This is a genomic window from Pseudomonas paraeruginosa, assembly GCF_003025345.2.
Lineage (GTDB): Bacteria > Pseudomonadota > Gammaproteobacteria > Pseudomonadales > Pseudomonadaceae > Pseudomonas > Pseudomonas paraeruginosa.
On sequence record NZ_CP020560.1, the window covers coordinates 5444509 to 5470728 of the forward strand.

Genomic DNA, 26220 nt, shown 5'->3' on the forward strand with positions numbered 1-26220 from the left:
CGTCATCTTCCAGCCTGTGCGCCGATCGGCAGCGGCGCGCCCGTCAGTAGCCGGCGGTGTCGTAGTCCACCTCGAAAGCGATGTCGTCGACCCGCGAGATCCCGGTTTCCAGGCGCCCGTCGGCATGCAGACGCAGCCAGCGATAGCCCGGCGCCTGGCGGTCGAGGGTGAAGTCGCTGCTGCCCGGGGCGAACTGCACGCAGGTGGACGGCGAGGCCAGCAGGCGCAGGGGGCCGCGCTGGCGGTCGAACTCCTGGTGGATGTGCCCCCACAGCAGGCAACGCACCTGCGGATAGGGCGCCAGCAGGTCGAACAGCGCCTGCGGGTTGCGCAGGCCGATGGGATCCATCCAGTCGCTGCCGATCGGCACCGGATGGTGGTGGAAGGAGACCAGCAGGAAACGTTCTCCGGCGCTGTCGATGGCGCGCCGCAGCAGCTCCAACTGGTCCTCCTCGAGATAGCCCGGCACCGCGCCGGGAATGCTCGAATCGAGCAGCACCACGCGCCAGTTGCCGACATCGACGACCTGTTCCAGCAGGTCGCTGCCCGCGGTGGCCTGCTGCATCGGCTCGCGTTCGTCGTGGTTGCCGGCGAACCAGCGCAACGGCGCGGCGAGCGGCGCGCTCAAGCGACGGAAGCGTGCGTAGGAGTCGAGACTGCCGTCCTGGGAGACGTCGCCGGTGGCGAGGATCAGGTCGATGCTCGGCTGCTCCCGGGCGACCCGCTCGACCACCTTCTCCAGGCTGTAGGCGGTATCCATGCCGAGCAGGCGCGCGCCGTCCTCGGCGAACAGGTGGCTGTCCGAGAGCTGCACCAGCAGTACGGAGGCGTCGGTATCGGGAGTGTTCGAATGGCGTGACAAGGGGCCGTCTCCTGAAGGCGAGGCGTCCGCGGTGAATGGGGGTGATTATGGTGACCGGCGAAAGAGGCGGCAAACCCGGAAAGCGGAACAGATCACAGTTGCGAGGACTACTTTTGGCTTGATGTCATTCAACTGGCCTTTTGCCTTCAGCCGCTCAACGCTGGGCCACCGGCTCCATTTCGTGGCCGCAGGCCAGGCAGTGGGCGAGCCATTCGCCAAGGAACAGGTTGAGCTGGTTCTTCTCGTCCGGCTGGTGCATCGCCTGGTTCGGGTAGGGATAGATCGCCATCAGCCGGCGCGCCTGCTCGGCACCGATCACCTCGGCCATCCGCGCATCGTGGTAGACCCGTACCTCCAGGCGCGGCGCCGGCAGCCAGGGCAGCCCCAGCTCCTGGCGCACCTGCAGGGTGGTGGTGTACGGGCAGGCCTCGGTCACCTCCAGCGCCAGCACGCCGATCAGCCGCTCCCCCTCGCTCAGTGCCACGCGGCGCGAGGCCCGGGTCTCGCGCATGTCCGGGAGCAGGCGCATGAGCCGCGCGTAGTTGGCCTCGCAGGTCGCCTGCAGGCCGGCCAGGTCGACCCGGTAGCGCTCGCGCAGCAGGCTCAGGCCCATAGCCCACGCACCTCGGCCCGGTTCAGGGCCAGCCACTGCAGGGCGATGATGCTCGCCGCGTTGTTGATCCGCCCGTCGCGCACGGCCTGCAGCGCGTCCTCCAGCGGCCAGACGTGGACGCGGATGTCCTCGCCCTCTTCCGGCAGGCCATGCACCCCGCCGACGCCCTCGCTGTCGCAGCGGCCGACGAACAGGTGCACCACCTCGTCGGTGCCACCCGGCGATGGCAGGTACTGGGTGATCGGCCAGAGCGCGCCGAGGGTCAGCCCGGCCTCCTCCATCGCCTCGCGATGGGCGACCTCCTCCGGTTGCTCGTCCTTGTCGATCAGGCCGGCGACCAGCTCCAGCAGCCAGGGATTGGCGAGCTTCTGCATCGCCCCGACGCGGAACTGCTCGATCAGCACCACGCAGTCACGCTGCGGATCGTAGGGCAGCACGCAGACCGCGTCGTGGCGGACAAACAGTTCCCGGCTGATTTCCCGGCCCATGCTGCCGTCGAACTGGCGATGGCGCAGGCGCAGGCGATCCAGGCGATAGAAGCCACGGAAGCATTCCTCGCGCTGGACGAGCTCGACGTCACCGGGGGCGGGTTTGAAGGTTTCGGACATCCTCGACTCACTTCACTCGGGTCTGTGGGTTTCGCGCCATCCTATCGCGGCCCGGCGCAGGGCGCAGCCACTTTCAGGACAGCTCGGGAAAACTTCGCGGCGCTCGCCGCACGGGCGTGTTTCCCGGGCGCGGCTAGGCCATACTTGGGGTTTGCGCGGGCCGAACTCAAGCGCGGCGCCAGGGTCGAAACGGACTGGCCGACGCCTCGGACCCGCCCTTTCATCGCCGCAAAAGGAATCCCATGCGCCTTCTGAAATTCGCCGCCCTCGGCAGCCTGGTCGTTCTGCTGAGTGCCTGCCAGAGCTTCTTCAAGCCCGGCCTCGACGATCCGCTGCCCAGCGAACGCCTCGCCAGCGAGCACCTGAAGCCCGGTTGCCAGGGCGAACAGTGCCCGTTGGTAAACATCGATACCCTGAAGTTCCCCGACGAGCCGCAACTGGATCCGATCATCGAGCGCGCCCTGCTGGAAATGACCCGGGAGAACAACGAAACGCCGCTGCCGGCATCGCTGGCGGCCTACGAGCGGCAGTTCCTGGACAGCGCCGAACCGGGCTGGAGCAGCTACCTGCAAGCCAAGGTGCGCGAACAACATGACGGTCTGGTGATCATCGAGCTTTCCAGCTACCTGTTCACCGGCGGCGCCCACGGCATGCCGGGGCGTGGCTTCATCAACTACGACCGCCGCCAGCACAAGGTGCTGGGCCTGCAGGACATGCTGGTTCCCGGCCAGGAAGAAGCCTTCTGGAAGCAGGCCGAGCTGGCCCACAAGGCCTGGCTGCTGGCCAACAAGCTCGACCAGGACGCCGACTTCCAGAAGACCTGGCCGTTCCAGCGCACCCCGCACGTGGCACTGACCTTCGGCGCGGTGACGCTGAAGTACGACGCCTATTCCATCGCGCCGTATTCCTACGCCCACCCCGAACTGAAGATCCCGTATCCGCGCCTGAACGGCATCGTCAAGCCGAACCTGTTCCCCGGCCGCGGCTGAACGCTTCCGGGCGTCAACGAAAAAGCCCCTCGCCGCGCACGGCGAGGGGCCTGGTGGGCCTGCGCGACGCGGCCTACACCTGCTTGTAGATCACCGAACCTTCATCCTTGAAGCGCGCCGCCTGCTCCTGGAAGCCGGCCTCGATGGCCTTGCTCTCGTCGGACAGGCCGTTCTCCTTAGCGTAGTCGCGGACTTCCTGGGTGATCTTCATCGAGCAGAACTTCGGCCCGCACATGGAGCAGAAGTGCGCGACCTTGGCCGAGTCCTTCGGCAGCGTCTCGTCATGGAACGCCCGCGCGGTGTCCGGGTCCAGGCCGAGGTTGAACTGGTCTTCCCAGCGGAACTCGAAGCGCGCCTTGGACAGCGCATTGTCGCGGATCTGCGCGCCCGGGTGGCCCTTGGCGAGGTCGGCGGCGTGGGCGGCGATCTTGTAGGTGATGATCCCGGTCTTCACGTCATCCTTGTTCGGCAGGCCCAGGTGCTCCTTGGGCGTGACGTAGCAGAGCATGGCGCAGCCGAACCAGCCGATCATCGCCGCGCCGATGCCCGAGGTGATGTGGTCGTAGCCGGGAGCGATGTCGGTGGTCAGCGGACCGAGGGTGTAGAACGGCGCCTCGTCGCAGCACTCCAGCTGCTTGTCCATGTTTTCCTTGATCAGTTGCATCGGCACGTGGCCGGGGCCTTCGATCATCACCTGCACGTCGTGCTTCCAGGCGATCTTGGTCAGCTCGCCGAGGGTCTCCAGCTCACCGAACTGGGCGGCGTCGTTGGCGTCGGCCACCGAGCCCGGGCGCAGGCCATCGCCCAGCGAGAAGCTGACGTCGTAGGCCTTCATGATTTCGCAGATCTCTTCGAAATGCGTGTAGAGGAAGTTTTCCTTGTGGTGCGCCAGGCACCACTTGGCCATGATCGAGCCGCCGCGGGAAACGATGCCGGTGACCCGCTTGGCGGTCAGCGGCACATAGCGCAGCAGCACGCCGGCGTGGATGGTGAAGTAGTCGACGCCCTGCTCGGCCTGTTCGATCAGGGTGTCGCGGAAGATTTCCCAGGTCAGGTCCTCGGCGACGCCATTGACCTTTTCCAGCGCCTGGTAGATCGGTACGGTGCCGATCGGTACCGGGCTGTTGCGCAGGATCCACTCGCGGGTTTCATGGATGTGCTTGCCGGTGGACAGGTCCATCACCGTGTCGGCGCCCCAGCGGATGCCCCAGGTGAGCTTCTCCACTTCTTCCTCGATCGACGAGCCCAGCGCGCTGTTGCCGATGTTGCCGTTGATCTTCACCAGGAAATTGCGGCCGATGATCATCGGCTCAAGCTCGGTGTGGTTGATGTTCGCCGGAATGATCGCGCGGCCGCGGGCGACTTCCTCGCGGACGAACTCGGGGGTGATTTCCTTCGGGATATTGGCGCCGAAGCTGTGCCCCGGGTGCTGCTGGTCGAGCAGGCCGGCGGCCCGGGCTTCCTGCAGCTTCATGTTCTCGCGGATGGCGATGTATTCCATCTCCGGGGTGATGATGCCTTTCTTCGCGTAATGCATCTGCGAGACGTTGGCGCCCGGCTTGGCCCGGCGCGGCGTGCGCACGTGGGCGAAGCGCAGCGCATCGAGGCTGGCGTCGGCCAGGCGCGCTTGGCCGAACTCGGAAGTCAGGCCGGGGAGGATCTCGGTGTCGCCGCGCTCGTCGATCCAGCGCGAACGCACGTCAGGCAGGCCCTTGCGCAGGTCGATGCGGACCTCCGGGTCGGTATACGGACCTGAGGTGTCGTAGACGAACACCGGCGGGTTCTTTTCGCCGCCGAAGGCGGTGGGGGTGTCGGCGAGGGAGATTTCCCGCACCGGGACGCGGATGTCCGGGCGCGAGCCGGTCAGGTAGACCTTGCGCGAGTTCGGGAAAGGCTGCGTCGACTGGCGGTCGAGCTGCTCAAGGCGGGTGATGTTGTTCTTCTGCGTTGCGCTCATCGATGGCTCTCCTGGGTGATTGTCGGGAGAACCTGGCACGCGGGGCCACCGGGACTGGTGGCGAGAAGGACGCGCCGGCAAGGCAGGCATGGCGCGGACATCTTGTTCCCTACGCGGGTTGCTGCGGTCCGCGCGAGGCGGAACCGGACGCTAGCCCGATCAGGTTCAACGGGATCCGGAACTATCCGATCTCAGCCCCTCGTATAGGGCACCCCGACAAGAACCCTGGCAGTCTAATCAAGACCGGCGGGATTCGCCAACGGAAAACGCCCGCGCCGACCGGCAGTCGTCGACGCACTCGCCAGGGTAGCCGCAGATACCCCCACGATCGCCGGAACATCGCTCCGGACTGGCTCTTCGATCAGTTGCCGCACGGCTGCCTTGACCGCCACCGATGGCGACCTTAGCCTTGCCCCACCTCGCATCTTTTCCAGGACGAACGAATGCTGCGCAGACTCTCCCTGGCGGCCGCCGTGGCCGCTGCGACCGGTGTCGCCTGGGCCGCCCAGCCGACCCCGCTGCCGACCAAGACCGACCTGATCAGCGTCTACAAGGAAGCCGTCGACAACAACGCCGACCTCGCCGCCGCCCAGGCCGACTACCTGGCGCGCAAGGAAGTGGTGCCCAGGCCCGCGCCGGCCTGCTGCCGCAACTCGGCGCCGGCGCCCGCGTCGGAGACACCCGGATCGCCTTCGACGAGCGTCCGGCGACCGTCAAGCGCAACAGCCAGGTCGTCCAGGCCACCCTCAGCCAGCCATTGTTCCGCGCCGACCGCTGGTTCCAGTGGCAGGCCGCTAAGGAAACCAGCGACCAGGCCCGGCTGGAATTCTCCGCGACCCAGCAGGACCTGATCCTGCGCAGCGCCGAGACCTACTTCACGGTGCTCCGCGCCCAGGACAACCTGGCCACCAGCAAGGCCGAGGAAGCCGCCTTCAAGCGCCAGCTGGACCAGGCCAACGAGCGCTTCGACGTGGGCCTTTCCGACAAGACCGACGTGCTCGAGGCCCAGGCCAGCTACGACACCGCCCGCGCCAACCGGTTGATCGCCGAACAGCGCGTGGACGATGCCTTCCAGGCCCTGGTGACCCTGACCAACCGCGACTACAGCGCCATCGAGGGCATGCGCCATACCCTGCCGGTGGTGCCGCCGGCGCCGAACGACGCCAAGGCCTGGGTCGACACCGCGGTGCAGCAGAACCTGCGCCTGCTGGCCAGCAACTACGCGGTCAACGCCGCCGAGGAAACCCTCCGCCAGCGCAAGGCCGGGCACCTGCCGACCCTCGATGCCGTGGCCCAGTACCAGAAGGGCGACAACGACGCCCTCGGCTTCGCCAACAGCGCCGCCAATCCGCTGGTGCACTATGGCAAGTATGTCGACGAGCGCAGCATTGGCCTGGAACTGAACATCCCGATCTACAGCGGCGGCCTGACCTCCTCCCAGGTCCGCGAGTCCTACCAGCGCCTCAACCAGAGCGAGCAGTCCCGCGAAGGCCAGCGCCGCCAGGTGGTGCAGGACACCCGCAACCTGCACCGCGCGGTGAATACCGACGTCGAGCAGGTCCAGGCGCGGCGCCAGGCGATCATCTCCAACCAGAGTTCGCTGGAAGCCACCGAGATCGGCTACCAGGTCGGCACCCGCAACATCGTCGACGTGCTCAACGCCCAGCGCCAGCTGTACGCCGCCGTGCGCGACTACAACAACAGCCGCTACGACTACATCCTCGATACCCTGCGCCTGAAGCAGGCCGCCGGCACCCTCAGCCCGGCCGACCTGGAGGCGCTCAGCGCCTACCTGAAGCAGGATTACGATCCGGACAAGGACTTCCTCCCGCCAGACCTGGCCAAGGCCGCCGCCGAGCAGTTGCAGGCCCAGCCGCGGGTCCGCTGACCTCCCTTCCCCCAGCGCCGCCTCCGACCATCCGGGCCGGAGGCGGATGCATCCAGCAGCCAGCCGGCATTCCCGCCTCCATTTCCCCGCGATACGATCCGCCATCGACAAGCGCTAGGACAACCTGGCGAATGGACCAGGACACTCGCCGTCCCGATAAAGCCAATCCATGCAATCAATCTTGCTCAAAACAAATTAAAACAACTAAAAAAATCCGAATATCCAATAAGAAACTTCAGAAATAATTATCCCCCTGCCAGTCCGACACTCCACGCATGAAAGAATATGCTCGATAGCCCAGCCGGGCTCATCTCCCGACGGCGTATTTACGGCTGACCGCCAGCGCCGTGGGGCCGCCGGCAGCCAAAAGCCATTCTCCGCATCGAATAGAACGAATACGAAAGGACTTCAGAAAGTATTAGCGCCCCCTTTAGGAAAATCCGGCAAACAGGCAAGTAATCTCCCTTTCACCTGCGCACGCATTGTTATCCAACGCGCACCTGCCAAATACTCCAAATATATAAATCTTCCAGAAAAGCCAAAAAACAAAATGAATACCGGAGCCTGATTTTCAGTTCTGCGTATTTGCTCATTCAAAAATTTCCAGAAAGAACTTCGTTCAGGGATCCCCTGTTCGGGTAACCGGCACGAAACGCTGGCAATGACTGCCGGCATCGCCGGAACTCAACTGTCCCGCTGCGAGCAACGGGACCTAACCATATGTAAGGAGCTAACATGAACAAGACCTACGCCCTGGTCTGGAACCAGGCCACGGGATGCTGGAACGTCACCAGCGAAGGCACCCGCCGGCGCGGCAAGAGCGGTCGCGGCACCCTGCTGGCGGTCGCCGGCGCCTCGCTGCTGGGCCTGCTCGGCCTGCCCGAGGCCTTCGCCCTGCCCAGCGACGGCAAGGTCATCCATGGCGAGGCCGGCCTTCACACCTCCACCGACGGCAAGCACCTGACCATCGACCAGCAGAGCCAGAAGCTGATCGCCCAATGGAACGGCTTCGATATCGCCGGCGATGAAAGCGTCCGCTTCAACCAGCCCAACAGCACCGCCGTCGCCCTCAACCGCGTGGTCGGCACCAACGGCAGCCAGATCCTCGGCAAGCTCGACGCCAACGGCAAGGTGTTCCTGGTCAACCCCAACGGGGTGGTGTTCGGCAAGACCGCCCAGGTCAACGTCGGCGGCCTGGTCGCCAGCACCCTGGACATCTCCGACAAGGACTTCCTCGACGGCAACTACCGCTTCAGCGGCAAGTCCACCGCCCAGGTGAGCAACGCCGGCAGCCTCAACGCCAGCGAAGGCGGCAGTGTCGCCCTGCTCGGCGCGCGGGTCGACAACAGCGGTGTGATCCAGGCCCGCCTGGGCAGCGTCGCCCTCGGCGCCGGCGAGGACGTCAGCCTCAACTTCGACGGCAACGGCCTGCTCAACCTGCAGGTGAACGCCGGCGCGGTCGACGCCCTGGCGCACAACGGCGGCCTGCTCAAGGCCGACGGCGGCCAGGTGCTGATGACCGCGCGCAGCGCCGACAGCCTGCTCAAGACCGTGGTCAGCAACCAGGGCGTGATCGAGGCGAAGACCCTGCAGAATCGAGACGGCCGCATCGTCCTCGACGCCGGCAACGGCACCCTCCAGGTCGCCGGCCGCCAGGACGCCAGCGCCAGCGGCCAGGGCAATGGCGGAGTGGTGGAAAACCGCGGCGCCGGGATCGAGGTGCAATTGGGCGCCAAGGTGGACACACAATCGGCCCAGGGCAGGACCGGCACCTGGAAAGTCGCCGCCAACGCCCTGGACGTCGCCAGCACCTCGGCGCCCAAGGTATCTGGCGTGCTGAGCGATACCCTGGCGAACAACCTGCAGACCACCAACATCGAGCTGACCAGCACCCAGGGAGATATCAAGGTCGACGCACCGCTCTCCTGGAACAGCGGCAACAAGCTGGGCCTGAGCGCCGAGCGCGGCAACGTCGAGGTGAACGGCAACCTGCGCGCCAGCGGCGACAAGGCCGAACTGGCGCTGAACGCGCGCGACCATGTACGCCTGAACGCCGACCTGTCCCTCACCGGGCGCAACGCCAGGCTGGAGCTGAACAGCGGCAAAGGCCACAAGCTCGCCGACGGCGTGCGCGTGACCCTTTCCGGCGCCGGTGCCGGCTACCGTGCCAACGGCGAGGATTACCGGGTGATCCAGAACCTCGCGCAGCTGCGCGAGATCGACGAGAAGATGGGCGGTCGCTACGTGCTCGGCAATCGAATCGATGGTGGCAACACCCGCTTCGAAACCCTCGGCAACCGTCCCAACGAGGTCTTCGGCGGCGACTTCGACGGCCTGGGCAACAGCATCGCCAACCTGGTCCTCTACAGCACCACCAACACGGTAGGTTTGTTCAACATGAACTTCGGCCGTATCGCCAATCTCTCCCTCGAAGGAATGACGGTCAGCGCCACCCATCCCTCCAACATAGCGGCGGGCACTCTCGCCGCGGTCAACCTGGGGACCATCGACAATGTGAAGGTCCGTAACAGCAAGATCAGCAGCGGCAAGCAGCACAACAGCGTCGGCGGCCTGGTCGCGCGGAACCTCGGCAGCATTCACAACAGTTCCTTCCAGGGTCGTATCACCGGCAACCACAACACCGATGTGATGGGCGGACTGGTCGGATACAACGGCAGCAATGCCCTGATCGCCAACAGTTCGGCCGATGCCGTGCTGGATGGGCAGATGCTGAAAGCCAGCGCCGGCGCGCTGGCAGGCATCAATGCCGGCGGAACCCTGCGCGACAGCAGGGCGCGTGGCAGCATAAACCTATCCGGCGATCGCCTTAACATCGGCGGGCTGATCGGACATAACCAGGGAGGCACGCTGCACAATCTCGACTCCGCTGTAGATGTCACTGCCAGGGGGAGCGAAAGCATGGTGGGAGGGCTGGTCGGCTACAACCAGGGCGGCCAGTTGAGCGCTCTTTCGGTTACCGGTAACGTCACTGGCGGTAGTGCGAGCAAGATCGGCGGGCTGATCGGCGAAAGCCAGGACGCTTTGATCGTCGGTGCCCAGGCGCAGGGCAAGGTAACGGGGGGCGAGCAGAGCACGGTGGGCGGGCTGATCGGTCGCCACGCCAGCGGCAGAGTGGAACACGCCTCTGCCAGTGGCGATGTCACAACGGGTCTTGACGGTGTAGCGGCCGGCCTGATCGGCTGGAACATCGGTGACGTCAGCGACACCTCCGCCACCGGGAATGTCTCCAGCGACCATGGCACTGTCATCGCAGGCCTGGTGGGCTGGAACCTGGGCTCGGTTAGCCATTCGTTCACCAGCGGCAGGGTCGATACAAGCGCCACCGTCTCCGGAAAACTGATCGGCCTGAACCGAGGCCTGCAGTTCGACAACCATGTCGGAGAACAAGCCCCCTGGTAAGGAGACCGGGCCGCGGCGCGTAGCGTTGTTGCGCAGCCCGTCATCACCGCCTCGCCATGCGCGTCATGGCGAGGCGGTTTTCAGAGGAGAACTCGACTGGCCAGCGGATAAAGCCTCTCGTCGAACAGCTCCCATCGGCGGGGCGAGCCGATGATCGCCGCTGGCGCGGCGCCCGTCTCACTGGCTGGCCCAGGCGTTGAAACGCTCCTCCAGCTCTTCGCCGTGCTCGACCCAGAATTCGTCGTCCATCGCCAGACCCTGCTCCAGGTTCGCCGGCGCGGTCGGCACCCAGCTCGCCAGGCGCGCAGGCAGGCGCTGGGCGGCCTGGCGATTGGTCGGCCCGTAGGGAATGTTCTCGACGTAACGCACCTGGGCCTCCGGGGAATTGGCGAAGGCGATGAAGCGGCGCGCCTCGGCGACCCGTTTCGAGCCCTTGACCACCGCCCAGTAATCCATGCCGTACAGGCTGCCCGGCCACACCAGCGCCAGGTTACGCCCCGCGCGGTGGGCGTCGGCGATGCGCCCGGTGTAGGTGGAGGTCATCACCACGTCGCCTGCGGCCAGCCACTGTGTCGGCTGCGCTCCCGCCTCCCACCACTGGATGTAGGGCTTGAGCTGGCCCAGCTTGGCGAAGGCACGCTCGACCCCGGCGCGGGTCGCCAGCGTCGGGTAAACCTGCTCGCGCGGTACGCCGTCGGCGAGCAGGGCGAATTCCAGGTTGTAGATCGCCCGCTTGCGCAGGCCACGCTTGCCGGGGAAACGCTGCACGTCCCAGAAGTCGGCCCAGGAGGCCGGCGGCTGTTTCAGCCGGTCGGCGTCGTAGCCGATCGCCACGCCCCAGACCAGGGCGGCCGAGCCGCAATCCTGGGCGGCATTGGCGATCAAGCGCTCCTCGCCGCCGATGGCCGCCCAGTCCAGGCGCTCGAACAGGCCGTCATCGCAACCGCGCGCCAGGTCCGGCCCCTCGACCTGGACCAGGTCCCAGTCGGCGTGGCCGGTGTCGGCCATCACCTTGATCCGGGCCATTTCGCCGTTGTACTCGCTTTGCACCAGGGGAATCCCGGTCTGCTGGCTGAACGGCTGGAAGAACGCCACGTCCTGGGCCTTCTGTCCGGCGCCGCCGTAGCCGACCACCACCAGCCCGTCGGCGGCGCGTAGCGGCGCCACGGCAGCGAGCGCCAGCAGGACGGCGCCGAGCAGGACGCGGCAACCGCCGATGGAATGCGAACGAACGCTGGCTGCAGGGCGCAACGCAGGGGAACGGTTCATGTGCGTCTCCTCTTGTTCTTGTTGTGGAGTGGATCGCAGCGAGCCGCCGAGAGGCAGCCACGGAACAGAAACTAGCCAGTCGATTTTAAAAAAACAAGTTGATTTTTTACTGATGGTAAATTCATATCCTGTTTCTGAAGCGCGCCGCCATAACGACAAGAAGGACGCCAGCCGTGAATTTCCCGCATCTGTTCAGTCCCCTGGAAATCCGGGGCAAACGCCTGAAGAACCGCATCATGTCGAGCGGCCACGACACCTCGATGCCCACCGACAACCGGGTCAACGACCAACTGGTCGCCTACCACCAGGCCCGCGCCCGCGGCGGCGCCGGGCTGATCGTCATGCAGGTGGCGGGCGTGCACGACAGCGCGCGCTACACCTCGCACGTACTGATGGCCACCGACGACGCCTGCATTCCCGGCTACCGGCGGGTCGCCGAGGCCTGCCACGCCGAAGGCTGCCTGGTGCTGTCGCAGGTCTTCCATCCCGGGCGCGAGATCATGGAGTCCGCCGACGGCCTGCTGGCGGTGGCCTATTCCGCCTCGGCCTCGCCCAACGAACGCTTCCGGGTGATGCCCCGCGAACTCGACCAGCCGCTGATCGACGAGATCGTCGCCGGCTACGCCGCCGCCGCGCGCCGCCTGCACCAGGCGGGACTGGACGGAGTGGAGGTGGTTGCCAGCCATGGCTATCTGCCGGCGCAATTCCTCAACCCGCGGGTGAACCGCCGCACGGACGGCTACAACGGCGACCTCGACGCCCGCCTGCGTTTCCTCCGCGAGGTGCTGGCGGCGGTACGCGCGGCCACCGCCGAGGACTTCATCGTCGGCCTGCGCCTGTCCGCCGACGAGCGCGATCCCGAGGGTCTCAGCGAAAGCGAGTCGCTGCAGGCGGCCGAGGCGGTCCAGGGCGAGCTGGACTACCTGCACATCGTCGCCGGTACCTCGGCATCCCTCGGCGGCGCCATCCACATCGTGCCGCCGATGGCCATCGAGCCGGCCTACCTGGCCCGCGAAGCCGGTACCTTCAAGGCGCGCCTGGCGATCCCGCTGTTCGTCACCGGGCGCATCAACCAGCCGCAGGAGGCCGAGGCGATCCTCGCCCGGGGCCAGGCCGACGTCTGCGGCATGACCCGCGCGCTGATCTGCGACCCGCAGATGCCGAACAAGGCCGGGGCCGGGCGCAGCGACGACGTGCGCGCCTGCATCGCCTGCAACCAGGCCTGCATCGGACATTTCCACCGTGGCTATCCGATCTCCTGCATCCAGCACCCGGAAACCGGCCGCGAGCTGACCTACGCAACGCCCAATCCGGCCGCGCGGCGCAAGCGCGTGCTGGTCGCCGGCGGCGGTCCGGCCGGGATGAAGGCGGCGGCGGTGGCGGCACAGCGCGGCCATGAGGTAGTGCTCTGCGAGGCCGGTGCTCAACTCGGCGGCCAGGTCAACCTCGCGCAACTGCTGCCGCGTCGTGCCGAATTCGGCGGAGCCTCCACCAACCTGCAGCGGGAGATGCAACTGGCCGGCGTAGAGGTGCGCCGCAACACCCCGGTCGACCGCGCGCTGGTGGAACGCGAGCGGCCGGACCTGGTGATCGTCGCCACCGGCGCCGAACCCTATTGGCCGCCTTTCGAGCGTGGCGGCGAGCTGCAGGTGGTAGATGCCTGGCAGGTCCTGCGCGGCGAGGTACGGGCCGGTCGCTCGGTGCTGGTCACCGACTGGCGGGGCGACTGGATCGGTCCCGGTATCGCGGAAAAGCTGGTACGCGAGGGCCACCAGGTGCGCCTGGCGGTGAATGGCACCCATTGCGGCGAGAGCCTGCCGCTGTACGTGCGCGACCAGTTGGCCGGCGAGCTGCACCGCCTGGGCATCCCGGTGACGCCCTATGCCCGCCTGTACGGCTGCGACGACGCCACGGTGTACATGCAGCACAGCGCCAGTGGCGCGGCGATACTGTTCGAGGAGGTCGATACCCTGGTGCTGTGCCACGGCCACCAGCCGGTGGATCGCCTGGCCGATAGCCTGGCAGGCCTGGCGGAGGTGGTGCGAATCGGCGATTGCCTGGCGCCACGCACCGCCGAGGAAGCGATCTACGAAGGGCTCAGGGCCGCCTGGAGCATCTGAGCGGCTTCGCCGGAGTGCCCTCGACGGGTCCCGGCCCAGCCCCTAGAATGCCGCAAACGCAGCCAGGACCCCGCCGCATGCCCCGCCCGTCAACGCCGGACGCCACCGACACGCCGCGCAGCGAAACGCATTTCCTCGGCACCCGCATCCGCGGCCTGCGCAAGCGCCGCGGCCTGACCCTCGCCGCACTGGCGGCGCAGAGCGAGCTCACCGCCGGCTACATCAGCCAGCTGGAACGCAACCTGGCGTACCCGTCGATTCCGGCGCTGTTCAACATCGCCCGCAGCCTGGGCGTGACCATCCAGTGGTTCTTCGCCAGCGAGGCCGCGGTGGACCCGGCGGACGCCGGCTACGTGGTACGGCGCAACACGCGCATGAGCGTGCATTACGAAGACGGCATCATCGACGAACTGCTCAGCCCGCAGCCCAGCCGCCAGCTGGAGATCCTCCACTCGCGCTTCCCGCCGGGCACCTACAGCCAGCAGAGCTACAGCCACGAGGGCGAAGAGGCCGGCTACATCCTCAGCGGGGTCTTCGAACTCTGGGTCGGCGAGCGCCACTTCCAACTGCGCGAGGGCGACAGTTTCAGCTACGCCAGCCAGGAACCGCACCGCTACGGCAATCCGGGCGAGAGCGATGCCGTGGTGCTCTGGGTGATCACCCCGCCGACGTTTTGAAACGCCCTGGCGGGACGCTATGCGATACGCGCAAGGCCGTACGGGGCGAACGCTAACCGGCGCGCCCGAGCAACCGCGCCAGCCCTGCCAGCAGCCGCTCCAGGGCGCCCTGGTTGGCACGCAGCACGCTCTCCCCGGCAGCCGCCATGGCTGCCGCGTCCTCCGGCTGCGCCCACAGGCGCGCCACCCCGTCGGCCAACTGCGGGGCATCGGCCACCTCGGCCAATGCCCCGGCATCGCGCAGTTGCGTGGCGATATCGAGGAAGTTGAACAGGTGCGGGCCGCTGAACACCGGCTTGCCCAGGGCGGCCGGTTCCAGCAGGTTGTGCCCGCCGTTGGGCACCAGGCTGCCGCCGACGAAGGCGATGTCGGCCAGGGCGTAGAGGAACAGCAGCTCGCCCATGGTGTCGCCGAGCAGCACCTGCGTCGCGCGTTCCACCGGCTCGCCGCCGGAGCGCCGGACCGTCGCGAAGCCTTCGCGGCGGCATAGCTCGTGGACGCCGGCGAAGCGTTCCGGATGGCGCGGCACCAGGATCAGCAGCGCGTCGGGACGCGTTTCCAGCAGGCGTCGGTGAGCCGCCAGGACGATCTCGTCCTCGCCGGCGTGGGTACTGGCGGCGATCCACAGCGGACGCGCCGTCGCGCCCCACTCGGCGCGCAGCGCGGCGGCGGCGGCCGGCAACTGCGGGTCGATGCGCAGGTCGAACTTGATCGAACCGGTCACGCTGACGCATTCCGGACGTGCGCCGAGGCTACGGAAGCGCTCGGCCTCGGCCTCGGTCTGCACGGCGATCCAGGACAGCTCGGCGAGCATCGGCCGGGTCAGCCCGGCGAAGCGCGCGTAACCGCGCGCCGAACGCTCGGACAGGCGCGCGTTGGCCAGCGCCACCGGGATCCCGCGCACCGCGCAGGCGTGGATGTGGTTGGGCCACAGCTCGGTTTCCATGATCACCGCCAGGCGCGGCCGTATCCGGTCGAGGAAACGTGCCGCCGCCCACGGCAGGTCGTAGGGCAGGTAGCAGTGCCGGACCTGTTCGCCGAACAATGCGCGGATGCGCTCCGAGCCGGTCGGGGTCATGCAGGTGACGGTGACCGGCAGCTGCGGATGGCGCTCCAGCAGCGCCCGCACCATCGGCGCGGCGGCGATGCTCTCGCCCACCGAGACGGCGTGCACCCAGATGCCGCCGGGCGGCACCTCGGGCAAGGACAGGGAAAAACGCTCGCCGATGCGCTTGGCGTAGGCCGGCGCCTGGCGCGCGCGCCACCACAGGCGCAGCGCCACCAGCGGCAAGCCGAGGTGGAACAGCAGGGTATAGAGGGTTCGGTTCATGGGCGCGCAGCTTAGCAAAAACTGCCGCCGACCGGCTCAGCCGATGGCGCGCAGGTGGCGGGTGAAGGCTTCGCCGAGCCAGGCCGCCGCCGGGCCGAGCACCTCGTTGCGCCGCCAGACCAGCTCGACCACCAGTGGCGGCGGCGTCCAGTCGCTGGTCAGCTCGACCATCAGCCGGTCGTAGGTAGGGTACTGCACCACGTGCCGCGGCAGCCAGGCCCAGCCGAGGTTGCGCATCAGCAGCTCGGCCATGGAATAGAAGCTGTCCAGTCGCCAGACCTGCGGGCTGATCTGCTCGCCGCCCGGATAGTCGCTCTGCTGGGGCACGATCAAAAGTTGCCGGTGCTGTGCCAGCTCGCGTCGGCTGACCCGGGGCAGCCCGGCCAGCGGATGGCCGGCGCCGCACACGGTGACCATCTCGACGCTGCCGAGGCGCCGCCGCTCCAGCGACTCGGGCATGCGCTCGTGGTGGAACAGCAGGCCGAGGTCAGCCTGCTCCTCGAGCAAACGTCGGGTCACGTCGCCCTGGCCGCCGCTGGCCACCTGTACCTCCAGCCTGGGAAAGCGCTGCGCCAGCGCTTCCAGGCTGTCCAGCACCGGCTGGTAGGGCATTGCCTCGTCCTGGGCCAGGCGCAGCCGCGGTTCCTCACCGCGCGCCAGCCCCAGCGCGCGCCCCTGCAGGCGCTCGCACTGGCGCAACACCTCGCGCGCCTCCGCCAGCAGCACCCGGCCCTCGTCGGTCAGGCGCGGCTGGCGTCCGCTGCTGCGTTCGAACAGGGTGACGCCGAGGTCCGCCTCCAGCAGCGCGATGCCGTTGCTCACCGCCGACTGCACCCGTTTCAGTTCGCGGGCGGCGGCCGAGAACGACTGGCGCTCGGCGACGCTGACGAACAGGCGGATCTGCTCCAGGCTCCAGTGCATGACCTATCTCCAATCCAGATAGGTAACGACTTTATCCCATCCGCCGGCTCCCTAGAATGGCCACAATTTCCGGAGGGCCTCGCCATGACCACCTATCTCTACCTCGCCATCGCCATTGCCGCCGAAGTGGTCGCCACCACCTCGCTGAAAGCCGTCTCCGGCCTCAGCAAACCGCTGCCGCTGCTGCTGGTGGTGGGCGGCTACGTGGTCGCCTTCAGCATGCTGGTGCTGGTCATGCGTACCCTGCCGGTAGGGGTGGTCTACGCCATCTGGTCGGGGATGGGCATCGTCCTGGTCAGCCTGGTTGCGATGTTCGTCTACGGCCAGCGCCTGGACCCGGCCGCCCTGCTCGGCATCGGCCTGATCATCGCCGGCGTGCTGGTGATCCAGCTGTTTTCCCGCGCTTCGGGCCACTGAACGACCGTCGCGGGCGCAGGTTGTATACTGCGCCCTTTCCGTTTCCGATAAGGCAGCCCCATGCCCCAAGCCCTTTCCACCGACATCCTCATCGTTGGCGGCGGTATCGCCGGCCTCTGGCTGAACGCCCGCCTGCGCCGGGCCGGCTACGCCACCGTACTGGTGGAAAGCGCCAGCCTCGGCGGCGGGCAGAGCGTGAAGTCGCAGGGGATCATCCACGGCGGTGCCAAGTACGCTCTGCATGGCGCCCTGACCGGCGCCTCGGAAGCCATCGCCGACATGCCGCGGCGCTGGCGCGCCTGCCTCGGCGATGACGGCGAACTCGACCTGCGGGGCGTGCGCCTGCTTTCCGAGGCGCACTACCTGTGGTCGCCGGGTGGCCTGGCCGGCAGCCTGACCAGCTTCTTCGCCAGCAAGGCGGTGCGCAGCCGGGTCGAGCAGGCCAAGGGCGACGATTTGCCGCCGGCATTGCGCGACAAGGGGTTCAAGGGCAAGGCCTACCGCCTCACGGAAATCGTCTTCGACGTCCCCGACCTGATTCGTCGCCTGGCGGAACTGGCCGGCGACAGCCTGCTCGCCGGCCAGCGCATCGAAGCGCTGCGCGAAGGCGAGGAACTGGCCGGCTTGCGCGTCGACGGCCGAGAGATCCGTGCCCAGCGCGTGGTGCTCAGCGCCGGTGCCGGCAACCAGGCGCTGCTCCGCGAACTGGGCCTGGAACAACCGGCCATGCAGCGGCGGCCGCTGCACATGGTGATGGTCAAGGCGACGACCCTGAAGCCGCTCTACGCCCACTGCCTGGGCGCAGGGCCGAAGCCACGGATCACCGTGACCACCCATCCGACCCGCGATGGCCAGGCGGTCTGGTACCTCGGCGGCGATATCGCCGAAGCCGATGGCGTGGCCCGCGACGAAGCCGCGCAGATCGCCGAGGCGCGGCGCGAGCTGGCAAAGCTGCTGCCCTGGATCGACCTCGGCCAGGCGCGGTGGGCGACTCTGCGGGTGGATCGCGCCGAGCCGGCGCAGTCCAACCTGTTGCGCCCGGACAACGCCTTCCTCGCCGAACAGGGACGCCTGTTGGTCGGCTGGCCGACCAAGCTGGCGCTGGCCCCGGACTTCGCCGACCGGGTCTGCGCCCGCCTGGAAGAGGAAGGCATCCGCCCCGGCGGGCATGTCGCGCTGCCGGAACTGCCGCGTCCGCCGCTCGCCGAGCCGGCCTGGGAGGTTGCCTTCCAATGATCAGGGATACCCTCCACCACCTGCACCGCGCACTGGGCGACACCGGCCTGACGGTCTCGCCGCTGGGCCTGGGTACCGTCAAGTTCGGTCGCGACCAGGGCGTGAAGTACCCTTCCGGCTTCACCATCCCCGACGACCGCGAAGCCGCCGACCTGCTGGCCCTGGCCCGCGAGCTCGGCATCAACCTGATCGACACCGCGCCAGCCTACGGGCGCAGCGAGGAGCGCCTCGGCCCGCTGTTGCGCGGCCAGCGCGAGCACTGGGTGATCGTCAGCAAGGTCGGCGAGGAATTCGTCGACGGCCGGTCGCACTTCGATTTCTCCGCCGCGCATACCCGGCGCTCCGTCGAACGCAGCCTGAAACGCCTGGAGACCGACCACATCGAGCTGGTGCTGGTGCATTCCGACGGCAACGACCTGGATATCCTGGAGAACAGCGAGGTCTACCCGACCCTCGCCGCGCTCAAGCGCGAGGGCCTGATCGGCGCTTACGGGCTGTCTGGCAAGACCGTAGAGGGCGGCCTGGAGGCCCTGCGCGAGGGCGACTGCGCGATGGTCACCTACAACCTCGCCGAACGTGCCGAATTGCCGGTCATCGACTACGCCGCCGCCCACGCCAAGGGCATCCTGGTGAAGAAGGCGCTGGCCAGCGGGCATGCCTGCCTGGACGCCGGCCAGGACCCGGTGCGCGCCAGCTTTGAACTGGTGTTCGGCCAGCCCGGCGTCGGCGCGGCCATCGTCGGTACCATCAACCCGCTGCACCTGGCCCATAATGTCGCGATGGCCGCGCAAGCCCTGAAAAAGACCTGAGCGATACATCGGCTGCAACAACCGCGGGTTGACACTCGCGGTGCATTCCGTTGCCATGTTCCTCCCGAACGAGCCGAACCCTGCCTGCCGCCCTCACCTTCCGGTGGCCGGTGCATCGAACGAGAGCCTCCGTCCCGCCCCGGCGCGATGACCCGAGAAGGAGTCCCGTATGCCCCGAATGCTCGCCCGCAAGGACCCGTCCGCCTTCAAGACCCTGCCGCTGCTGGTGGAGGCCACCCCGGACGGCCTGGTCTACCAGGCCCTCGGCCTGCCACTGAACTTCCAGCAGATGCTCGGGCGCCGCCGGCGAATCGAGGTCGCCGACCCGCAGCGCTTCGTCGCCGAGCTGGCCAATCTCGGCGTCTCCGTGCGCCTGACCCTGAACTGGCAGGGCCGCGACTACTGGGTGCTGGTCCGCCAGCGCCGCCTGGATCGCGGCGATACCGTGCTCAAGCTGATCTCCGGCTACGTGCCGGCGCACGAATTGAACCTGCCGTTGCTCACGGCGATCCAGGAGGTCGCCGAGGAGTGCCTGGTGGAGACCGCCGGCGGCTGGCTCGGCGGGCGCTTCGGCGATACCTGGCTGCCGACGCCCTACCAGGGCTCGCTGCGCTACCGGGAGAACAGCCACTTCGTCCTCACCCCGCTGTCCGGCGCCGCCCGCCCGGTGCAAGCCGGCAGCCTGCGCCTGCTGGAACGCCCCCGGGCCTACGTGCACCTGCCCACGGCCTCGCTGCAACTGGTCTATGACATGCGCCTGGAACTGCCGCGCGATGCGCGCGAGCCGAGCCTCTACCATGTCGACGAGCGGCTCGAGAGCGGTCCGCTGGTGGCGCGCCTGGATCGCCGCCGCCCGGACCTGTACCTGTTGCCGCTGGCGCAGGGACGCCCCAGCGGCGAGCTGTTCACCCTGCGCAAGGGCCAGCTGCGCCCGGCGGGCACGCGCGGGCTGTGGCTGGCCGAGAGCTTCGCCGTACAGGACGGCTGGCTGGTGCGCGAGGAGCGCATCCGCTTCCGCGACTGGCTGGCGCTGTGGCCCTCGGACGACGGCGACCAGGGCGGCGCGCGTGACCGCGCCAGCGCCTGAGGCCACGCCAGGCCGCCCGGCCCGGACCTACTTCAGCTGGCTGGACGACTTGCCCAGCAGGCGCCGGGCGACGATCAGCAGCTGGATCTGCTGGGTGCCTTCGAAGATATCGAGGATCTTCGAGTCCCGCGCCCACTTCTCCAGCAGCTCCTCCTCGGCGTAGCCGAGGGCGCCGGCCAGCTCCACGCACTTCAGGGTGATCTCGTTGGCCACCCGCCCGGCCTTGGCCTTGGCGATGGACGCCTCCTTCGAGTTGGGCAGCTTGTTGTCGGCCATCCACGCCGCCTTCAGGGTCAGCAGGCGCGCCGCTTCCCATTCCGCCTCCAGCCGATAGAGGGTCGCCTCGGCGTGGCTGACGACGAGCAGCGGCTTCCTGTAATCGAACTTGCAGCCGGCCTTCTTCAGTAATTCGCGGGTCCGGTCCAGCGCCGCCTTGGCCACCCCGACGGCCATCCCGGCCACCAGCGGGCGGGTATTGTCGAAGGTCTCCATGACCCCGGCGAAACCCTTCTGCACGTCGACCTCGGCGTTGCCCAGCAGGTTCGCAGCCGGCACCCGGCAATCATTGAAACTGATCGAAGCGGTATCCGAAGCCTTGATCCCGAGCTTCTTCTCCAGGCGGGTGACGGTCATCCCCGGCGTGCCCTTCTCGACCACGAAGGACTTGATCGCCGCCCGCCCCAGGTTACGGTCCAGGGTGGCCCAGACCACCACGGCGTCGGCCCGCTCGCCGGAAGTGACGAAAATCTTCTCTCCGTTCAGTACATAGTGGTCGCCATCCTGGGTCGCGGTGGTGCGGATCGCCGCCGAGTCCGAGCCGCAACCCGGCTCGGTGATCGCCATCGCCGCCCAGGTACCGCCGAAGCGCTGCAACTGCTCCTCGTTGGCCACCGCGGCGATCGCCGCGTTGCCCAGGCCCTGGCGCGGCATGGCCAGGAGCAGGCCGACGTCGCCCCAGCACAGTTCCATCACGCCGAGCAGCGCCGACAGGTTGCCGCCGTTCTTGATGCCTTCCTCTACCTGCCTGCCGGCGCGCTTGCTCGCCGAGGTCGCGCCGACCGCCTCGGGCGAGCCGCTGTTCATGCCATCCAGCAGGGCGGCGAGCAGGTCCAGCTCCTTCGGGTAGGCGTGCTCGGCCTTGTCGTACTTGCGCGAGATCGGCCGGAAGTAGTTCTCCGCCACCTGATACGCCTGGTTGGCCAGGCTGCGGAATTTCTTCGGGGTTTCCAGGTACATGTCGGTTCCTCGTTCACTCGCCGCGGCGGGCCGCGCGCTCGCTCGGGTTCACAGGTGCAGGCCGCCGGCCATCAGCGCCACTGCGCGCAGGTCGCGGTACCAGCGTTCGGCCGGATGTTCCTTGGTGAAGCCGTGGCCACCGAGCAGTTGCACGGCGTCGGTGCCGATCTTCATCGCCTTCTCGGCACAGAGCAGGCGCGCCAGGTAGGCCTCGCGATGGAACGCCTGGCCGCGCTCGGCCAGGGCGCAGGCGCGCCAGACCATCAGGCGCATGGCATCCAGCTCGATGGCGATGTCGGCGACCATGAAGGCCACGCCCTGGCGATGGCTGATCGGCTCGCCGAAAGCCTCGCGCTCGTTGCAGTAGGCGATCACGTAGTCCAGCGCCGCCTGCCCGGTGCCCAGCGCCAGGGCGCACCAGGCCAGGGCCGCGTGGTCGAGGAAAGCCTGGTAGTCGAAATGCTCGGCGGCCAGACGGTTGCCCGCCGGCACCTTGACGCTTTTCAGGCGCAACCGGGCGGTGCCGCCGGCCTTCAAGCCCATCGCCGGTTCGGCACGCCGCTCGACTCCCTTGGCCGAAGCCTCCACCAGGAACAGCGCGGGGCCGTCATCGGTGTTCGCCGCAACGATCAGGCGGCTGGCCTCCAGGCCCCGCAGGACCAGGCATTTCTCCCCGGAAACGAGGTAGTGGCTGCCCTTGCGCCGGGCACGGGTGGCCGGCTTGCGCGGATCGAACAGCAGGCTCGGCTCGTTGACCGCGATGGCGGTGAGCGGCGCGCCCTCCTCGCTGACGAACGCCGGCAGCCACTGCGCCTGCTGTGACGGACTGCCCCAGCGGCGGATGCAGTTGGCTGCCGACAGCGGCACCAGCAGCGCCGCCGCCAGCGACAGGTCGCCCTTGGCCAGGGCCTCGGCGATCAGCGCGGTGGTCACGGTGGTGCGCTCGCCGGCCATGCCGCCGTGCACCTCGCCCACGCCGTAGTGGGTCAGGCCCAGCTCCAACGCCTGGTTGAGCAGCTCCGCCGGCAGGCTGGCCTCGGCGTCCGCGTCATGAGCCAGCGGACGCAGCACCTCCAGGGCGAAGCCTTCGAGCATGTCCACCAGCATCTGCTGGTCATCGGAGAAAGACAGGTCGAACAATCCGTCCGGATCGGCCTTGCGCGGCCCCTTCGTCTGCTTCGCCGAGCGCTCGCTGGCCAGGCGGAAACCGGTGCGGCTGCCGCTGTAGAGCAGTTTCTCGAAGGGTTTGCGGAGATTGAAACGGTCCGGCCAGTCGGCCTGGGCGACGCGGTTCAGTACAGCCAGGGCACGGCCCTGTACATCGGTGCTCATGGGCATCTTGCTCCACGCAGGATGGGATGCCCGGATCATGCGCCGCCGCATGGGCAGCGCCTATGACCGTCTCGCCGAAGGGAGTTGTCAGGCCAGCCAGTCATCCGCCAGGGGGGACCGGCCGGGGAAAGGCTCAGCCTTTCTGGCGGATCTTCTCGACGATGGCGGTGGTCGAGCTGTTCTCCACCAGGCCGAGCACCCGTACCTCGCCGCCGTAGGCCTTGACGATCTGCGCGCCGACCACCTGCTCGACACCGTAGTCGCCGCCCTTGACCAGCACGTCCGGGCGGACCTGCTCGAGCAGGCGCTCGGGGGTGTCCTCGGCAAAACTCACCACCCAGTCCACCGCGCCAAGCCCGGCGAGCACCGCCATGCGCCGGTCCACCGAGTTGATCGGCCGGCCGGCGCCCTTCAGACGGGTGACCGAGGCGTCGTCGTTGACCCCGACGATCAGGCGGTCGCCCTGGGCGCGCGCCTGTTCGAGGTAGGTCACGTGGCCGGCGTGAAGGATGTCGAAGCAACCGTTGGTGAAGACGATCCTTTCGCCGTGGGCGCGGGCGTCCTCGATCGCCAGCAGCAGCTGCTCCAGGCCCAGCACGCCGCGCTCGGAACCCTGCTCGCGCTGCACCGCGCGACGCAATTCGGGCGCGCTGATCGCCGCGGTACCGAGCTTGCCGACCACGATGCCGGCGGCCAGGTTGGCCAGGCCCACCGCGGACGGCAGCTCCTCGCCGGCGGCAAGCGCCGCGGCCAGGGTGGAAATCACCGTATCGCCGGCACCGGTGACGTCGAACACTTCCCGCGCCCGCGCCGGCAGGTGCAGGGCCGGCTGGCCATGGCGGAGCAGGGTCATGCCATGCTCGCCGCGAGTCACCAGCAACGCGCCGAGCTCCAGCTCGCTCATCAGCGCCTGGCCCTTGGCGACCAGCTCGGCCTCGTCGGCGCAGCGGCCGACGATGGTCTCGAATTCGGACAGGTTCGGGGTGATCAGGCTGGCGCCGCGATAGATGGCGAAATCCTTGCCCTTGGGATCGGCCAATACCGGGATATTGCGAGTCCGGGCCGCCTGGATCAGCACCTGGTGGTTCTGCAGTGCGCCCTTGCCGTAATCGGACAGCACCAGCACCTTGACCTGGTCGAGCAGCGCCTCGACGTCCAGCGCCAGGGCCGCAGCGTCGGTTCGGAACGGTTCTTCGAAATCCACCCGCAGCAATTGCTGGTGACGGCTCATGACCCTCAGCTTGACGATGGTCGGCTGGCTGTCGATGCGCTGGAAACGCGCGTCCACGCCGGCGGCCTTGAGGCTGTTGGCCAGGCTGTCGGCAGCCTCGTCGCGGCCGGTGACGCCGACCAGCAAGGCCTGGGCGCCCAGCGCGGCGATGTTCAGCGCGACGTTGGCGGCGCCGCCGGGACGGTCCTCGTGCTGTTCGACGCGGACCACCGGCACCGGCGCCTCCGGCGAGATGCGCGAAGTCGCGCCATGCCAGTAGCGGTCGAGCATCACATCACCGACCACCAATACCGGGGCCTGGTCGAAACGGGGCATGGACAACTTCATGGGAACTCCAGAAAACAACCTCTCGGGGCAGACGCCCAGTTTATCAGCCGACAGGCGCCGGCGCCTGCTCATCCAGTCCCATCGCGTGCAGCCGCGCATAGTGGCCGTTCTGCGCCAGCAGCTCGGCGTGGCTGCCACGCTCGACGATATGCCCCTGGTCCATCACCAGGATCAGGTCGGCCTTCTCGATGGTCGACAGGCGGTGAGCGATCACCAGGGTGGTGCGTCCTTTCATCACCTCGTCCAGCGCCGCCTGGATGTGCCGCTCCGATTCGGTGTCCAGCGCCGAGGTGGCCTCGTCGAGGATCAGCAGCGGTGCGTCCTTGAGCAGCGCCCGGGCGATCGCCAGGCGCTGGCGCTGGCCGCCGGAGAGCAGCACGCCGTTCTCGCCGACCTCGGTATCGAAGCCCTGCGGCAGGTTGTCGATGAACTCCTTGGCGTTCGCCGCCTTCGCTGCCCGCTCGATCTGCTCGCGCGGAGCGCCGGCGAGGTCGCCATAGGCGATGTTGTTGGCCACGCTGTCGTTGAACAGAGTGACCTGCTGCGTCACCAGGGCGATGTGGCGACGCAGATTGCGCAGACGATAATCCTCGATCTCGACGCCATCCAGGAGAATCTGCCCCTCATTGTGCTGATAAAAGCGCGGAACCAGATTCGCCAGGGTCGACTTGCCGCTACCGGAACGGCCGACCAGCGCGATCATCTGCCCGGGCTCGGCGACGAAGCTGATGTCGTCCAGCACCTGCTTGTCGGTGCCCGGGTAGCGGAAGCTCAGGTTGCGTACCTCCAGGCGCCCGCCGACTCGTTCCTTCTCCACGGTACCCCGGTCTTCCTCGGGGGCTTCGTCCAGTTGCTCGAAGATGCTTTCCGCGCCGGCGACGCCGCGCTGCACGGTCGAACTGACCTCGGAAAGCTGGCGGATCGGCTTGGGCAGCAAGCCAGCCGCGGTGATATAGGCGACCAGGTCGCCCGCCGAGGCATCGCCACGCAACCACAGCACCAGGAACATCAGCACCGCCATGGCGACATAGATCACCAGTTGCAGCATCGGCGTGTAGACCGCGCCGGTCTTGGTCATTCGCAATTGCTTGTCGGTGTTGCTCTGGCTGGCGTCGAGGAAGCGCTTTTCCTCGTAGGCCTCTCCGCCGAAGCTGCGCACCACGCGGTAACCCTGGATGGTTTCCGAGGCGACGTGGGTGACGTCTCCCATCGCCACCTGGATCTTCTTGCTCTGCTTGCGGAACTTGCGGCTGGCAGTGGTCACCATCACCGCGATCAGCGGCAGGATCGCCAGCATCACCAGGGTCAGCTTCCAGTTCATCCACAGCAGGTAGAGGAACAGAAAGACCACGGTCAGGCCTTCGCGGATCACTACCTTGATCGCCTCGGTGGCGGCGCCGGTGACCATGGTCACGTTGAAGGTGATGCGCGAGATCAGGTGGCCGGAGTTGTGCGTATCGAAATAGCGGTTCGGCAGCACCAATAGCTTGTTGAACAGCGCCACCCGCAGGTCGTGCACCAGGCCGAGGGAGACCTTGGCCAGGAAGAAGTTGCCGAGGAACGAACCCAGGCCCTGCCAGGCGGCGATCAGGATGATCAGCAGCGGCACCGCGTAGACCAGGTGCAGATCGCGCAGCCAGGGCCATTCCACGTTCGGAAACAAAGCCGCGTCAGGATTGGACAGGCCGTCGACGAAATACTTGAGAATGCCCGCCAGCATCGGCTGGGTCGAGGCGAAGATCAGGAAACCGACGATGCTGAGTAGGAACATTCCGATGTAGGGCTTCACGTAGCCCAACAGGCGGAAATAGATCTTGAGACTGGAAGGTCCGGGATTCTGAGGACTATCGCTCATGGTTTCTTACATGCTGAAAAGGTCCCGGAGTGTAGC

At 67.6% G+C, this 26220-nt stretch carries 20 protein-coding genes, 1 pseudogene and 1 riboswitch; of the genes and pseudogenes, 9 read left to right on the top strand and 12 right to left on the bottom strand.

What is annotated here, in order from left to right:
* Window positions 1–43 precede the first annotated feature (43 nt).
* The 3 genes from cpdA to B7D75_RS25840 all read right to left on the bottom strand — a co-directional run bounded on the left by cpdA (window position 44) and on the right by B7D75_RS25840 (window position 2083).
* On the bottom strand, window positions 44–862 hold the full coding sequence (gene cpdA, locus B7D75_RS25830) for a 3',5'-cyclic-AMP phosphodiesterase (protein WP_003151486.1): 819 nt from the start codon (window positions 860–862) through the stop codon (window positions 44–46).
* Between the two features lie 154 nt (window positions 863–1016).
* Window positions 1017–1475, bottom strand: coding sequence for a DUF1249 domain-containing protein (locus B7D75_RS25835; RefSeq protein ID WP_012077656.1), 459 nt, complete (start codon window positions 1473–1475; stop codon window positions 1017–1019).
* On the bottom strand, window positions 1466–2083 hold the full coding sequence (locus B7D75_RS25840) for an NUDIX domain-containing protein (RefSeq protein WP_003095694.1): 618 nt from the start codon (window positions 2081–2083) through the stop codon (window positions 1466–1468). Before B7D75_RS25840 ends, B7D75_RS25835 begins: the two co-directional genes overlap by 10 nt.
* A gap of 242 nt (window positions 2084–2325) precedes the next feature.
* Between B7D75_RS25840 and B7D75_RS25845 the strand changes: the two genes are divergently transcribed.
* Window positions 2326–3072, top strand: a complete 747-nt coding sequence (locus B7D75_RS25845; protein WP_003151488.1) for an RsiV family protein — start codon at window positions 2326–2328, stop codon at window positions 3070–3072.
* Between the two features lie 73 nt (window positions 3073–3145).
* Here the strand turns inward: B7D75_RS25845 and thiC are convergent, their stop codons facing one another.
* Window positions 3146–5029 carry a phosphomethylpyrimidine synthase ThiC gene (gene thiC, locus B7D75_RS25850; RefSeq protein ID WP_012077657.1) on the bottom strand — a complete coding sequence of 628 codons (1884 nt, stop codon included), beginning with the start codon at window positions 5027–5029 and terminating at the stop codon, window positions 3146–3148.
* An 89-nt stretch (window positions 5030–5118) separates the two neighbouring features.
* A riboswitch (TPP riboswitch) is annotated at window positions 5119–5255 on the bottom strand.
* A 217-nt stretch (window positions 5256–5472) separates the two neighbouring features.
* Between thiC and opmH the strand changes: the two are divergent.
* Window positions 5473–6917, top strand: a pseudogene (opmH, locus tag B7D75_RS25860) (efflux transporter outer membrane subunit OpmH).
* Window positions 6918–7325: 408 nt separating this feature from the next.
* On the opposite strand, the gene B7D75_RS29445 reads toward opmH, so the two are convergent.
* The gene (locus B7D75_RS29445; RefSeq protein ID WP_124083181.1) at window positions 7326–7592 is read right to left on the bottom strand and encodes a hypothetical protein; all 267 of its coding nucleotides are present in this window, start codon (window positions 7590–7592) and stop codon (window positions 7326–7328) included.
* A gap of 60 nt (window positions 7593–7652) precedes the next feature.
* Between B7D75_RS29445 and B7D75_RS25865 the strand changes: the two genes are divergently transcribed.
* A complete protein-coding gene (locus B7D75_RS25865; protein WP_107114560.1) occupies window positions 7653–10337 on the top strand; it encodes a two-partner secretion domain-containing protein in 2685 nt (894 codons plus the stop codon).
* A gap of 177 nt (window positions 10338–10514) precedes the next feature.
* Here the strand turns inward: B7D75_RS25865 and B7D75_RS25870 are convergent, their stop codons facing one another.
* Window positions 10515–11606, bottom strand: a complete 1092-nt coding sequence (locus B7D75_RS25870; RefSeq protein WP_058136681.1) for an ABC transporter substrate-binding protein — start codon at window positions 11604–11606, stop codon at window positions 10515–10517.
* Between the two features lie 173 nt (window positions 11607–11779).
* Here B7D75_RS25870 and B7D75_RS25875 point away from each other — a divergent pair, with 173 nt between their 5' ends.
* Together B7D75_RS25875 and B7D75_RS25880 are read left to right on the top strand one after the other, a co-directional pair.
* The gene (locus B7D75_RS25875; protein WP_107114561.1) at window positions 11780–13726 is read left to right on the top strand and encodes an oxidoreductase; all 1947 of its coding nucleotides are present in this window, start codon (window positions 11780–11782) and stop codon (window positions 13724–13726) included.
* A gap of 77 nt (window positions 13727–13803) precedes the next feature.
* On the top strand, window positions 13804–14403 hold the full coding sequence (locus B7D75_RS25880; protein ID WP_003155522.1) for a helix-turn-helix domain-containing protein: 600 nt from the start codon (window positions 13804–13806) through the stop codon (window positions 14401–14403).
* 52 nt (window positions 14404–14455) lie between these two features.
* On the opposite strand, the gene waaA is transcribed toward B7D75_RS25880, so the two are convergent.
* Entirely contained in the window at window positions 14456–15733 is a 1278-nt protein-coding gene (gene waaA / locus B7D75_RS25885) for a lipid IV(A) 3-deoxy-D-manno-octulosonic acid transferase (RefSeq protein WP_058136679.1), read from the bottom strand.
* 36 nt (window positions 15734–15769) lie between these two features.
* A complete protein-coding gene (locus tag B7D75_RS25890) occupies window positions 15770–16654 on the bottom strand; it encodes a LysR family transcriptional regulator (protein WP_034081279.1) in 885 nt (294 codons plus the stop codon).
* An 84-nt stretch (window positions 16655–16738) separates the two neighbouring features.
* Between B7D75_RS25890 and B7D75_RS25895 the strand changes: the two genes are divergently transcribed.
* From B7D75_RS25895 to B7D75_RS25910, 4 genes are all read left to right on the top strand, one after another.
* Window positions 16739–17071, top strand: coding sequence for a DMT family transporter (locus B7D75_RS25895; RefSeq protein WP_012077678.1), 333 nt, complete (start codon window positions 16739–16741; stop codon window positions 17069–17071).
* A gap of 60 nt (window positions 17072–17131) precedes the next feature.
* Window positions 17132–18307, top strand: coding sequence for an NAD(P)/FAD-dependent oxidoreductase (locus tag B7D75_RS25900; RefSeq protein WP_058136677.1), 1176 nt, complete (start codon window positions 17132–17134; stop codon window positions 18305–18307).
* Window positions 18304–19116, top strand: a complete 813-nt coding sequence (locus tag B7D75_RS25905; RefSeq protein ID WP_003156831.1) for an aldo/keto reductase — start codon at window positions 18304–18306, stop codon at window positions 19114–19116. The genes B7D75_RS25900 and B7D75_RS25905 overlap by 4 nt, the downstream gene beginning before the upstream one ends.
* A gap of 169 nt (window positions 19117–19285) precedes the next feature.
* Window positions 19286–20203: a hypothetical protein gene (locus B7D75_RS25910; protein ID WP_012077681.1), complete on the top strand. Its 918-nt coding sequence runs from the start codon at window positions 19286–19288 to the stop codon at window positions 20201–20203.
* A 27-nt stretch (window positions 20204–20230) separates the two neighbouring features.
* Here the strand turns inward: B7D75_RS25910 and B7D75_RS25915 are convergent, their stop codons facing one another.
* From B7D75_RS25915 to msbA, 4 genes are all read right to left on the bottom strand, one after another.
* Window positions 20231–21439 (bottom strand): acyl-CoA dehydrogenase family protein, encoded by a 1209-nt coding sequence (locus B7D75_RS25915; RefSeq protein WP_107114562.1) that lies wholly within the window; start codon window positions 21437–21439, stop codon window positions 20231–20233.
* Between the two features lie 48 nt (window positions 21440–21487).
* A complete protein-coding gene (locus B7D75_RS25920) occupies window positions 21488–22777 on the bottom strand; it encodes an acyl-CoA dehydrogenase family protein (protein ID WP_023443273.1) in 1290 nt (429 codons plus the stop codon).
* 127 nt (window positions 22778–22904) lie between these two features.
* On the bottom strand, window positions 22905–24329 hold the full coding sequence (gene hldE, locus B7D75_RS25925; protein ID WP_107114563.1) for a bifunctional D-glycero-beta-D-manno-heptose-7-phosphate kinase/D-glycero-beta-D-manno-heptose 1-phosphate adenylyltransferase HldE: 1425 nt from the start codon (window positions 24327–24329) through the stop codon (window positions 22905–22907).
* 43 nt (window positions 24330–24372) lie between these two features.
* Window positions 24373–26184 (bottom strand): lipid A export permease/ATP-binding protein MsbA, encoded by a 1812-nt coding sequence (gene msbA / locus B7D75_RS25930; RefSeq protein ID WP_034081273.1) that lies wholly within the window; start codon window positions 26182–26184, stop codon window positions 24373–24375.
* Between the last annotated feature and the right edge of the window lie 36 nt (window positions 26185–26220).